Here is a 10,519-nt window from a genome sequence, read left to right on the forward strand (position 1 = left end):
AACCGGCAGAAGTGTCACCGATGTCCTGAGACTAAACCGTCACCGATCTCCTGGGAGATAACAGTGTTATATAACGAGGCGTGCAAATAGGGGGCTATGCAAGCTTTGGATGTCCTGGGAGAGCCGGTCAGGCGGCGCATTGTCGAGGAACTGGCCGTAGGCCCCCTCCCGGCTGGAGAGGTGGCCGAGGTGCTGCATGTGGAGTTCGGGATCTCACAGCCGGCAGTCTCCCGGCACCTGCGGGTACTGAAACAGGCGGGAGTGGTCGAAAGCACTGTAGATGCACAGCGCCGGCTCTACTCGCTGAAGCCGGAGGCGGTGGAAGAGGTTGCCGTCTGGGCCCAACGCATCGCCCAGTTCTGGAACCAGCGGCTGGACGCATTGGAGACCGAAGTCGCCCGCGGAAAGTCCGCGCGACGCACAGCAGAGAGGAATGCATCATGACAGTAGAAGCTCCTGCAGAATTCGCTCAGGTGCGGATTGACGGGGACAGAGGAACCGTCAGGTTCGAACGCCGGCTCAATACGAGTATTGCCGAGGCGTGGAGTGTGGTGACTGACCCAGAGCGCATCGCCCGCTGGTTCGCACCGGTCACCGTCGAAGGCCAGCAGTGGATCACCTACTGGGACGACGGTCGCGAGTACGCCAAGGGAGAGGTCCTGCGCTGTGAGCCGCAGCGGCTGATCGAGGTGAGCTGGCGGGCCAGCGACGACGCCGAACCGCTGACTGACACAGTGCTGCGGATCTCTCTGCGCCAGGAGGAGGACGCCGTGCTCCTGATTCTGGAGCACGAGCAGCTGATGGCTGCCGACCTCACTCAGTACAGCCCCGGCTGGCACACCTACCTGGACCGACTCCCGGGCGCAGACCCCAGCCTGGACTGGTCAGCCCGGTACAACGAGCTCCAACTCCACTACGAGCAGCTGGTCCGGGCATCCTGAGCTGAGGCAGCACCGGGGTCTGGCGGCGTCGTTGTGGAATGCTTGACCCTGACACTGTGTCAGAGGGTGAGGTAGAGGTGTGCTATCCATTGGAACTTTCGCGCAGATCGGCCAGGTCACCCACCGCATGCTGCGGCACTGGGACCAGGCCGGTCTACTGGTGCCGGCACACACCGACCCCTTCAACGGCTACCGGTCCTACGATCCTGAGCAGCTGGAGCGGCTGCACCGGATTGTGGCCATGCGGCAGCTCGGCTTCGGCATTGAGGACATCGCCTCACTGCTGGCCGACGGTATCGACGCTGAGCAGCTGATGATCATGCTGCAGCGGCGCCGTGTTGAGGTTGAAGAAGAGCACAGGACGGCAGCCGCTCGGCTTGCCGATGTTGAGCGAAGGCTCCACCTCATCGAAAGGGAAACACCCATGTCCAGTGTGGAAATCGTCAAGAAGCCGCTTCCAGCAGTCCAGCTCGCGGCCCGGTCAGTGCGCGTCAGCGAGCAGCCGGAGCTGATCAACGTGGTCGGCCCCACCTTCGACGCCGTCGCCGAGATCATCGGCGGGGTCTGCGGAGCTCTGGAGACACCCATCGCCGTCTACTCCAATGAGGAAGATGGTCTTGAAGCCATCATCGGCTACGCCTACCAGGGCCCGGCCCAGGAAGGCTTCGAACTCATCGGCCTGCCTGCCGAGCAGCAGGCATTCGTGGCTGTGCACCTTGGGGAGATCCAAGGCATCGGCAGCAGCTGGCAGGCTCTGCACGAGGAGATCATCGCCCGAGGTTATGCACCCTCCGGACCCTGCCGCGAGCTTTATCTCAGAGCCGACGAATCCGGACGGACCGACGAGTTCGTCGTCGAGCTGCAGCAGCCTGTCCGCTCCACGGGGCACTGATGGCAGATCTGACCATCAGGAACGCGACGCTCATCACTGAGCCGGGGGCATCCCCGCTGCCTGGAGCGGCGCTTGAGATGCGTTCGGGAGTTATTACCCGGATCAGCCAGGGCGCCCTACCTACCCAGGGTGAGGAGTACGACGCCGCCGGCAGCGTCGTCGTACCCGGGTTCTGGAATTGCCATGTGCACCTGACTGAACCGCAGTGGGCTCGGGCCGCCAAAGCTCCTGCAGGGGCGCTGCAGCCGGACTTGGACGGCATGTTCCTGGCCAGAGGTTTCACCGCTGCGGTGGACCTAGGGTCTGATCCGCGCAGCACCAATGCAGTGAAGGCACGTGTGGCATCCGGCGAATTAGCCGGACCGAGATTGCTCAGTGCCGGGGCGGGAATCTATCCGCCACGGGGTCTGCCGTTCTATGTTCGAGACGAGATTCCTCGGTATGTGCGCATGATGATTCCGCAGCCGCGCGGGGCCACAGGTGCGCGGATGGCCGTGAGGCGTTCGCAGCGCAATGGTGCTTAGGTGGTCAAGCTCTTCACAGGCTCCTATGTGCGGCGGGACCTGATCAAGCCAATGCCTGATCAGGTGGCCCAGGCGGCAGTTCAGCTGGCGAAGGAGCAGGGGAGGATGGTCTTTGCCCATGTCTCCAACGCCGAGGGACTGCGCATTGCCGTGGACTCTGGGGTGGACGTCATTGCTCATGTCCCGGATAGCACGGAGGGCACTCACCCGTTGCTTCAGGAAGCAGCCCGCCGCGGGATGTGGATGGTGCCGACCCTGGATATGTTTGCCCAAACCGGCTCGCGCAGTCCGGAGTTCTTAGAACCTATCTATGAGGCGCTCAATGTGTTCTACGAAGCGGGTGGAAAGCTGCTTTTCGGCACCGATGTGGGATATTTGCCGGATCGCTCCACGCAGGGGGAACTGGAGGCCCTCGAAGCGTGCGGGATGGGCACCACGGAGGTTCTGAGGATGCTCACCACGGCTCCGGCGGAAGCCCTGGGTGTGGGCTCGGGCCGTCTGGCTGAGGGTCAATCGGCTGATCTGGTGGTGTTGGAGCACTCGGAGGTCAGCTCCGCGTCCCAGTATGCGCAGGTGAAAGCCACCATCCGGGATGGACAAGTCCTGTGGACACGTGGTTCCACTCGGAAGAACTAAATGCCCTAGCGGTCAGCTGCGGCTCAACCGGCGCCGGGGCCCTCCGGATTCCAGCGGTAGCGTGTGAGACTGATCCGCTGGCCTTCGGCCAGGACGCCTTCAGCACGCAGCCGGGCCAGCTGCTCAGAGCGCAGGTGCGCGGCCGGGACGCCGTCGGCGCGAATGATCCGGTGCCAGGGAATGTCACCGCCGTCCTCGCGCAGCACCTGTCCGACCATGCGCGGGTTGGGCAGCCCGGCTAATGCGGCGACGTCGCCATAGGTGGCCACAGTGCCCGCTGGCACACCGGAGACGATCTCGCGCACCAGCTCATGGGTCTCCTCATCCATAACCGCCACTGTATGTCAGGTGCTGGGGGCTGTTCACAGAGCCAGCGCGCGTCATTACACTGAACCATCACCAGTCAGCAGGGAGGACGCCATGCCGGAGTCTGCAACCGTCGATTGGCTGCTGGCCGGCGATCCGGCGATCCGATGGCAGGCCATGCGTGACCTCCTGGATGAGCCTGCGGAGCAGTGGCGTGCAGAGCGTGCCAGGGTGGAGACCGAAGGCTGGGGAGCGCGGCTGCTGGCGCTCCAGGACGAGGACGGGCAGTGGGCCGGCGGGGCGTTCCTACCGCAGGACTTCGCCTGGGAGCAGATGCACACAGAGGGGCAGCCCTGGACCGCCACCTGCTGGGCGCTCACCGATCTGCGGGAGTTTGGGCTGCCGCCCAACTGCCAGAGTGCCCGGCGCACAGTTCAGCTGGTCGGTCAGAACTCCCGCTGGGACCATGCCGGTGAACCCTATTGGCACGGTGAGGTGGAGGAGTGCATCAATGGGCGCACTGTTGCCCAAGGCGCGTATTTCGGGGTGGATGTGGCTCCGATCGTCGAACTGCTGCTGAGCCAGCAGATGGAGGACGGCGGCTGGAACTGCTACCGGGAGAGCGGCTCTGTGCGGTCATCCTTCGACTCCACCATCAACGTGCTCGAAGGGCTGCTCGAGTTCGAACAGGCCACCGGTGGCACGGAAGCGTCCCGGGCCGCCCGGCGGGCAGGGGAGGAGTACCTGCTGAGCCGCCAGCTCATGTATCGAGCCAGCACTGGGGAGATAGTGGATGAGGAGTACCTCAGCTTCAGTGCCCCGAACCGCTGGCGCTATGACCTGCTGCGTGCTCTCGACTACTTCCGCCAGAGCGGACTCCTCACCCGGACCGGCCCGGACGCAAGACTGGCCGAGGCGGTGCAGCACCTGCGCTCCTGCCGCCGGCCTGACGGTACCTGGCATCTGGGCAAGACCTATCGGGGGCGCAGCTGGTTCCCCATGGATCCAGGGGCAGGCGAGCCCTCCCGCTGGGTCACCCTCAAAACCCTCAGAGTCCTCAGCTGGTGGGAACGCAGCCCCGAGTCCTGATCGCAGCCCGGACGGTCAGCGCTCCCTGGCCCAGCAGAGGCAGAAGGGGTGGCCGGCGGGATCCGCGTAGACGCGGAATGCATTGGGGGAGTCATTTTCGGCCTCAGGCTGCAGAAGTGCGGCACCTAAGTCCATGACACGTTCATGCGCCGGCTCGATCTCCTCGACCACTAAGTCCAGATGAACCTGCTGCGGCTGGCCCTCGGGCCACTGGGGCCGGATATGGTCTGGTGCCAGCTGCACCCCGATCCTCGGTGCGCCCTCGACCAGGACCGTGTGCCAGTCCTCCTCGGCCTCTACTGTGCCATCCAGCACTCCGGCCCAGAACCGGCTCTCAGTGTGCAGATCTGCGGCGTCGAACACTACTACTTGGTGATTGATTTTCATTAGTCTCTCCTTGTCAGTCCAGGCAGAACTCATTGCCTTCAGGGTCTTTCATCACTATGAATCCGATGCTCATCGGAGGGGCGGGATCGTGCCGTTCAACACGGTGTGCCTCCAGCGCCACTAGGCGCTCGCACTCCTGCTCCAGGGCCGCCATCCGCTCCTCACCGGTCAGCTCGGGGGCAGTGCGCACGTCCAGGTGGACCCGGTTCTTGGCGGTCTTGCCCTCCGGAACCTGCTGGAAGAAGAGCCGGGGACCCTTGCCCTCAGGGTCCTCCAGAGCGGAGGCAGAGTTGCGCTGCTCCTCTGGGACGCCGTTCTCCTCCAGAAAGCTGTCCCACGCGGCCTGTCCGTCCTCACCTGGGGGCAGTTCCACTCCGGGCGGGGCGGGGTGCAGGTAGCCCAGCACCTCAGCCCAAAAGGCTGAGAGGGCCCGGGGGTCCTGGGCGTCGAAGGTGATCTGTACAGTACTGCTCATCATGTTCCCTACCTTTCTGTTTGTGTGGATTGGAGGTTTTGTAAGCTTCTGACCACCCCGGGGGGATCGGGTATGGCTGTCATGTTGTTGCCACCGCGGCAGCGGATGGCTGAAGGAGAATGGCCGCCCGGTCCCCTGCAACGGCTCGACCGCTGATTGAGAAACGCGGGCACCGCGCTGCTGTGGCGGTGGATCGCTGTGTAGGGACGTGACGGCGCGGCTGTTGACTGGGGTAACCCACACCGACCAGGACCAGAAGCGAAGGGAGTTTTATGCCACAGCTGTGGGCCGGCATTGATGCTGGTAAGCACCATCACCACGTTTTTGTCATCGATGAAACCGGCACCCGCCGGTTCTCCCGGCGCATCCCCAACGACGAGGAAACCATCCTGGAGGTTCTGGCTAAGGTCAACGCCCTGGCCGAAGGTGCGCCGGTAACCTGGGCTACCGATCTCACCGACGGTGGGGCCAGGCTGCTGATCAGTGTGCTGGCCGCCCATGAGCAGAACCTGCTCTACATCCCCGGGCGCACCCTCTACCACGCGGCCAAGGCCTACACCGGGGAAGGTAAAACCGATGCTAAGGACGCCCGCATCATCGCTGACCAAGCCCGGATGCGCCGGGATCTGAAACCCGTCAGTTTTGATGACGAGGTGGCCGCTGAACTGCGGATGCTCACCGGGTACCGGGCTGATCTGGTCGCGGACCGCACTAGGGTGATCAACCGGCTGCGGGCCACACTTCTGGAGTACTTCCCCGGCCTGGAGCGGGCCTTCGACTACGCCAGGTCCAAAGCCGGGCTGCTCCTGCTGACCGGCTACCAAACCCCGGCCGCTATCCGAGAAGCCGGGGAAGAAGCCCTCACCGACTGGCTGCGCACCAGAGGAGCCCGGGCCCCCGGCAAGGTCGCCGGTACCGCCATCGAGGCTGCTAACGCCCAGCACACTACGGTGACCGGCCAGGCCGCTGGGGCAGCCATCGTGGCCCGCCTGGCCGAAGAGATCCTGCGCCTCGATAGTGATATCACCGGCATCGAGGCCCAGATCACCCAAAAGTTCCAGGACTACGCTGATGCTGAGATCCTGCTCTCGATGCCCGGGTTCGGGCCCCTGCTGGCAGCAGAATTCATCGCTCACAGCGGCGGGAACCCCGCCGAGGTCTTCACCAGCGCTGACCGGCTGGCCTCGGCTGCCGGACTGGCACCAGCCCCCAGAGACTCCGGCAGGATCAGCGGCAACCATCACCGGCCACGGCGATATAACCGACGGCTGCTGCGCACCTGCTACCTGGCAGCCCAAATCGCAGTCCGCTGCTGCGCTGTCTCCCAAGCCTTCTACCAACGCAAACGCCTCAAAGGCAAGAACCACAAACAAGCTGTCTTGGCACTGGCCCGCCGACGCATCAACGTCATCTGGGCCATGCTCCGAGACAAAACCGAGTTCCATACCGGTTCAGTCCCAGCCCCAGCTACGGCTTGACAACTTCATTGAGATTCTCCTTATATTGAGGGCCGCTGTGTGATCCCGGACAGCTCACCACGGTTGCGGCTGCTGGATTCGCTTCAGGATGGCGGCTTCGCGCTGCTCGAAGGCATACCGGCTGAGCTTCTCACGGTGTGCCCTGCCCACAGTGGCTGCCGCCCTGCGCATGGCCCTGAGCTCTGCCTGCCGCTCAGCCCAGCCGACCAGGGCCTGGCCCATCGACAGCGCAAGCGGCTCTGGCTGCGAGTACTGCGGAACCGCTGACATGGGTTGGGTCACCTCCTGGCCTGGGAATGCTGGTAGAGATCACGCAGCAGACTGACCTCGGCGAGGTGATGGATGAGTTCGCGGTGGATATGCAGCACCAGCTTGGACATGGGCTCCTGCTCAAAGCCCTCCTCGCCGCAGGGACGGTGCAGCCCCTCCTCACCGAGGGACTGCACCCCGGAGATCCAGGCCGCATATTCGGTCTCCAGCTGGTCAAGTGCTTCCCGGCCGGTCGCGGCGTAGGCGAAGGATTCGTAGTCGGTGGCAGCGCGGCCGAAGTGCGCGGCGTTGCGCATGCCCAGCACGCCGACAATCACATGTGCCAGCCGCCAGGCGATGGTGGTGAACGGCGCCGGCTCTGGCACCGGAAAGGCGAATTCAACAACCATGTCTCCCGAGCCGCCTTGGACCGGTGCGGTGCTGGTGCCCCGGCGCCGGATGTTCCAAGCTCCTGGAACCGGCTCCCAGAAGTACTCCTGGTCGGAGAGGCCGCTCAGGCGCTGGCGGACCTGGTTGTTTCAGTGCCATTGCATCTGATCCAGGAGGGTTTCGTTCCATTGCGTGGTCTGTCTCGTCATGCTCCGCACTCTTCCACCAATACCGGACAGATCATGTCCGTGATTGGTGAGAGAATGAATCCATGTCTTCGGAAGCCACAGTCGAACGGGTTCTGCGCCTGCTTTCGCTGCTGCAGCGGCGCCCTGCCTGGACCGCCGCAGAGCTGGGCGAGGAGCTGGGCATCACCGACCGCTCAGTGCGCCGGGACATCGAGCGGCTGCGCGCCCTGGGGTACCCAGTTCAGGCGGCGCCCGGTGTGGGCGGGGGTTACCGGCTGGGCGCAGGCCGGGACTTACCGCCGCTGCTGCTGGATGATGAGGAGGCCACAGCCACAGCGGTCTCACTTCGGCTGGCGGCCGGTGGAACAGTCTCGGGAATCGGCGACGCCGCGCTGCGCGCCCTGGCCAAGATTGACCAGGTGATGCCGCCCCGGCTGCGGGGCAGTGTGCGGGCTTTGCACGATGCCACCGAGACCCTGGCAGGCACCGGGGAGGTTGACGTTGACACGCTGACCACCCTGGCCCATGCCTGCCGGGACCAGGTCCAGGTGCGCTTCACCTACACCAGCCACCGGGGAGTTGAACTGCAGCGCCGGGTGGAGCCGGTGCGCATGGTGGCCGCTGGACCGCGCTGGTACCTGATGGCCTACGACCTGGGCCGGGAGGATTGGCGGACCTTCCGGTTGGACCGGATGCAGGGGGTGGAAGCCACCACCTTCCGCTTCCGCGCCCGGGAGCACCCGGATCCTGGTGAGTACGTGCAGAGCTCGGTCACCGCCTCCCCATATGAGTATCTGGCCCGGGTCCGGCTGCACATTCCAGCGCAGGAGGCCCGCCGCAGGGTGCCCCCGCAGGTGGCACGCATCGAGGAGGATGCGGCTGAGGGCTGGTGCATGCTCATTGCCGGGGCGGACGACCTCGAATGGCTCGCCCTCTTCCTCGCACCGCTGAGGGTGGAGATGGAGATCCTGGAGCCAGCTGAATTGCGTGAGGCTGCGGCGAGTCTGGCTGGCCGCCTTAGCGCGATGGCCAGCCGGTGACCCTAGTCCGAGGCATCCCGCCGAGCAGAGTCCGGAGTCGGCTCGGAGCGCAAACCATAGGAGACCAGCCGGGCAGGCAGGGCGCTGAGCACCGGCACACCCCGCAGCACAGCAGTCAGCGGTGCCGGTGCTCCGCTGCGTCTGCCCTGGAATGTGGGCCGGAGCACCATCCGGTTCACGGCGCGCTGCGCGGCCTGGACAGCGCGTGTGGGCAGCATGCGGCGCCGTTGCACCCGGGCCAGATCTGCCGCAGTGACACTTCCACTGTGCAGGGCCGGCTCCAAAAGGCGGGCAGCGGCGACGGCGTCCTGAACAGCGAGATTGATGCCCACGCCGCCCACTGGGGTCATGGCATGGGCGGCGTCCCCGATGCACAGCACACCCTCGTGGTACCAGCGGTGGAGCAGGTTAAGGCGCACATCGAGCATATGCACCTCATCCATCGTGGTGAGAGTATCCACCCGGTCTGTGAACTCCGGGCAGAGAGCGGTGATGCGGCGTCGGAAGTTCTCCACCCCCTCGCGGCGCAGCCTGGCATCGCTGCCCTTGGGAGCCAGGTAGGCCAGCTGGAAATAGTCCTTGCGGTGCAGGGTCAGCAGTACCTCGCCGTTGCCGATCAGCGGCGCGATGCGGACCTCTCGCTGATCCTCGGGATACCGGGGCAGCCGGAACCACCACGTGTCGAACGGGACCGGGTACTCCACTCCCGGGAGGTCGAGCTGCTGCCGCAGCCGGGAGCTGCGGCCTTCGCACACCACGGTGAGGTCTGCGCGGATCTCATGCTCGGTGTCCGCACGCTTCGCGCGGTACCGCACTCCAGCGACTCTGCCGCTCTCACGCACCACGCTCAGGCTCTCGGTCTCTCTGTACAGGGTGAACGAGGGCTCCTTCGCCGCGTGCTCGGCAAGGAGGTTCAGCAGATCCCACTGGGGGACCATAGCCACATAGTCGTAGGGCTCAGGCAGCCGGGAGAAGTCTGCGAAAGTGACCGGCGTGCCCTGCCGGTCGGGAACCTCCAGGTTGCCTAACCTGCTCTGCGGGAGCTTCCGGAATTCCTCACCGAGCCCCAACTCCCCGAGCAGCCGCATCGTGGAGGCATGTACGGTGTCACCGCGAAAATCTCGGAGGAAATCGGCATGCTTCTCCAGCACGGTGACATCGACCCCGGCGCGGGCAAGCAGCAGGCCCAGCACGATGCCGGCCGGTCCGCCCCCGGAGATAAGGACTGTGGTGCGCTCGGGGCCGCTCATGGGTTCAGCCTAAGGGGAGGGAGCAGCTCAACGCAGCGGTACAAAGCTGTAGGGCCCGTGATGGGTGATCGAGACATCGTGGTGCTGCTTCTGAACTCGTAGCATCTCGCCGCGCACTGGGATGACCATCACCCCGCCGTCGGCCAGCTGAGCAATGAGTTCACGCGGAAGGTCTTCTGCCTCTGCGGAGACCAGGATCCGGTTGAAAGGAGCACGCTCGGGTGCCCCGAGACTGTCTTGGCCGGCCTCATGGACTTCAGCCTGAGGCAGCTGGAAACGGCCCAGGGCGGCGGAGGCACGTTGGGCGAGCTCAGGCACCAGCTCGATGCCGATCACTCGGCCCGCAGGTCCCACCAGGTGTCCCAGCAGTGCGGTGGTCCATCCAGAACCGGCCCCGAGATCCAGCACTGTGTCTCCGGGTTGGGCCTCAAGGAGGCGGAGCATCCTGGCCACTGTGCGCGGCTGCGAGTTGGTCTGGCCGAAGCCGATAGGCAGTGCGCTGTCCACCGCGGCAAGATCCTTGACGTCCTCGGGCAGGAACTCCCGGCGCGGCACTGCCTCCATAACGCGCTTTACAGTGTCCGGCTCTGGTTCTGGTGTCATAGATTCACGGTGGGGTAGTTGGAATGAGGTCTGTGGTGGGCTCGGGACGGTTCATGGGTTCAGCATAGTGA

Annotated in this window: 15 protein-coding genes; 8 read left to right on the forward strand and 7 right to left on the reverse strand. The window is 64.9% G+C overall.

Annotated features, from left to right (window positions below; genetic code table 11):
• The first annotated feature begins 96 nt into the window (after positions 1–96).
• The 5 genes from GNZ21_RS03705 (at position 97) to GNZ21_RS03725 (ending at position 2,993) form a co-directional block, all read left to right on the forward strand.
• A complete protein-coding gene (locus tag GNZ21_RS03705) occupies positions 97–444 on the forward strand; it encodes an ArsR/SmtB family transcription factor (RefSeq protein WP_157321464.1) in 348 nt (115 codons plus the stop codon).
• Complete coding sequence (locus GNZ21_RS03710; protein WP_157321466.1) at positions 441–941, forward strand: SRPBCC domain-containing protein; 501 nt, start codon at positions 441–443, stop codon at positions 939–941. The genes GNZ21_RS03705 and GNZ21_RS03710 overlap by 4 nt, the downstream gene beginning before the upstream one ends.
• 79 nt (positions 942–1,020) lie before the next feature.
• Positions 1,021–1,833 carry a MerR family transcriptional regulator gene (locus GNZ21_RS03715; protein WP_188503806.1) on the forward strand — a complete coding sequence of 271 codons (813 nt, stop codon included), beginning with the start codon at positions 1,021–1,023 and terminating at the stop codon, positions 1,831–1,833.
• Complete coding sequence (locus GNZ21_RS03720; protein WP_157321468.1) at positions 1,833–2,357, forward strand: amidohydrolase family protein; 525 nt, start codon at positions 1,833–1,835, stop codon at positions 2,355–2,357. Before GNZ21_RS03715 ends, GNZ21_RS03720 begins: the two co-directional genes overlap by 1 nt.
• Positions 2,358–2,993, forward strand: coding sequence for an amidohydrolase family protein (locus GNZ21_RS03725; RefSeq protein ID WP_157321470.1), 636 nt, complete (start codon positions 2,358–2,360; stop codon positions 2,991–2,993).
• 23 nt (positions 2,994–3,016) lie between these two features.
• Here the strand turns inward: GNZ21_RS03725 and GNZ21_RS03730 are convergent, their stop codons facing one another.
• Entirely contained in the window at positions 3,017–3,322 is a 306-nt protein-coding gene (locus GNZ21_RS03730; protein WP_157321472.1) for an MGMT family protein, read from the reverse strand.
• 91 nt (positions 3,323–3,413) lie between these two features.
• On the opposite strand from GNZ21_RS03730, the gene GNZ21_RS03735 reads away from it, so the two are divergent.
• Positions 3,414–4,388, forward strand: coding sequence for a prenyltransferase/squalene oxidase repeat-containing protein (locus GNZ21_RS03735; RefSeq protein ID WP_157321475.1), 975 nt, complete (start codon positions 3,414–3,416; stop codon positions 4,386–4,388).
• Between the two features lie 15 nt (positions 4,389–4,403).
• Here GNZ21_RS03735 and GNZ21_RS03740 read toward each other — a convergent pair whose 3' ends face one another.
• Complete coding sequence (locus tag GNZ21_RS03740) at positions 4,404–4,775, reverse strand: VOC family protein (RefSeq protein WP_157321477.1); 372 nt, start codon at positions 4,773–4,775, stop codon at positions 4,404–4,406.
• Positions 4,776–4,788: 13 nt separating this feature from the next.
• Positions 4,789–5,250, reverse strand: coding sequence for a VOC family protein (locus tag GNZ21_RS03745; protein ID WP_157321479.1), 462 nt, complete (start codon positions 5,248–5,250; stop codon positions 4,789–4,791).
• A gap of 272 nt (positions 5,251–5,522) precedes the next feature.
• Between GNZ21_RS03745 and GNZ21_RS03750 the strand changes: the two genes are divergently transcribed.
• Positions 5,523–6,728, forward strand: a complete 1,206-nt coding sequence (locus tag GNZ21_RS03750; RefSeq protein WP_157321480.1) for an IS110 family RNA-guided transposase — start codon at positions 5,523–5,525, stop codon at positions 6,726–6,728.
• Positions 6,729–6,782: 54 nt separating this feature from the next.
• On the opposite strand, the gene GNZ21_RS03755 is transcribed toward GNZ21_RS03750, so the two are convergent.
• The gene (locus GNZ21_RS03755; protein WP_157321482.1) at positions 6,783–6,998 is read right to left on the reverse strand and encodes a hypothetical protein; all 216 of its coding nucleotides are present in this window, start codon (positions 6,996–6,998) and stop codon (positions 6,783–6,785) included.
• An 8-nt stretch (positions 6,999–7,006) separates the two neighbouring features.
• Positions 7,007–7,387, reverse strand: coding sequence for a DinB family protein (locus GNZ21_RS03760; protein ID WP_308805472.1), 381 nt, complete (start codon positions 7,385–7,387; stop codon positions 7,007–7,009).
• A 251-nt stretch (positions 7,388–7,638) separates the two neighbouring features.
• Between GNZ21_RS03760 and GNZ21_RS03765 the strand changes: the two genes are divergently transcribed.
• Positions 7,639–8,595, forward strand: coding sequence for a helix-turn-helix transcriptional regulator (locus GNZ21_RS03765; protein WP_157321484.1), 957 nt, complete (start codon positions 7,639–7,641; stop codon positions 8,593–8,595).
• Between the two features lie 2 nt (positions 8,596–8,597).
• On the opposite strand, the gene GNZ21_RS03770 is transcribed toward GNZ21_RS03765, so the two are convergent.
• The gene (locus GNZ21_RS03770; protein ID WP_157321485.1) at positions 8,598–9,845 is read right to left on the reverse strand and encodes an FAD-dependent oxidoreductase; all 1,248 of its coding nucleotides are present in this window, start codon (positions 9,843–9,845) and stop codon (positions 8,598–8,600) included.
• Between the two features lie 27 nt (positions 9,846–9,872).
• Complete coding sequence (locus tag GNZ21_RS03775; RefSeq protein ID WP_157321487.1) at positions 9,873–10,448, reverse strand: protein-L-isoaspartate O-methyltransferase family protein; 576 nt, start codon at positions 10,446–10,448, stop codon at positions 9,873–9,875.
• Between the last annotated feature and the right edge of the window lie 71 nt (positions 10,449–10,519).

Source organism: Nesterenkonia alkaliphila (assembly GCF_009758175.1).
Taxonomy (GTDB): Bacteria; Actinomycetota; Actinomycetes; order Actinomycetales; family Micrococcaceae; genus Nesterenkonia; species Nesterenkonia alkaliphila.

What these genes read in the sequence shown, in the direction of transcription:
- GNZ21_RS03705 (WP_157321464.1), top strand. Translation starts at nt 97, where the DNA reads ATGCAAGCTTTGGATGTCCTGGGAGAGCCGGTCAGGCGGCGCATTGTC.
- GNZ21_RS03710 (WP_157321466.1), top strand. Translation starts at nt 441, where the DNA reads ATGACAGTAGAAGCTCCTGCAGAATTCGCTCAGGTGCGGATTGACGGG.
- GNZ21_RS03720 (WP_157321468.1), top strand. Translation starts at nt 1,833, where the DNA reads ATGGCAGATCTGACCATCAGGAACGCGACGCTCATCACTGAGCCGGGG.
- GNZ21_RS03730 (WP_157321472.1), bottom strand. Translation starts at nt 3,322, where the DNA reads ATGGATGAGGAGACCCATGAGCTGGTGCGCGAGATCGTCTCCGGTGTG.
- GNZ21_RS03735 (WP_157321475.1), top strand. Translation starts at nt 3,414, where the DNA reads ATGCCGGAGTCTGCAACCGTCGATTGGCTGCTGGCCGGCGATCCGGCG.
- GNZ21_RS03740 (WP_157321477.1), bottom strand. Translation starts at nt 4,775, where the DNA reads ATGAAAATCAATCACCAAGTAGTAGTGTTCGACGCCGCAGATCTGCAC.
- GNZ21_RS03745 (WP_157321479.1), bottom strand. Translation starts at nt 5,250, where the DNA reads ATGAGCAGTACTGTACAGATCACCTTCGACGCCCAGGACCCCCGGGCC.
- GNZ21_RS03750 (WP_157321480.1), top strand. Translation starts at nt 5,523, where the DNA reads ATGCCACAGCTGTGGGCCGGCATTGATGCTGGTAAGCACCATCACCAC.
- GNZ21_RS03755 (WP_157321482.1), bottom strand. Translation starts at nt 6,998, where the DNA reads ATGTCAGCGGTTCCGCAGTACTCGCAGCCAGAGCCGCTTGCGCTGTCG.
- GNZ21_RS03760 (WP_308805472.1), bottom strand. Translation starts at nt 7,387, where the DNA reads ATGGTTGTTGAATTCGCCTTTCCGGTGCCAGAGCCGGCGCCGTTCACC.
- GNZ21_RS03765 (WP_157321484.1), top strand. Translation starts at nt 7,639, where the DNA reads ATGTCTTCGGAAGCCACAGTCGAACGGGTTCTGCGCCTGCTTTCGCTG.
- GNZ21_RS03770 (WP_157321485.1), bottom strand. Translation starts at nt 9,845, where the DNA reads ATGAGCGGCCCCGAGCGCACCACAGTCCTTATCTCCGGGGGCGGACCG.
- GNZ21_RS03775 (WP_157321487.1), bottom strand. Translation starts at nt 10,448, where the DNA reads ATGACACCAGAACCAGAGCCGGACACTGTAAAGCGCGTTATGGAGGCA.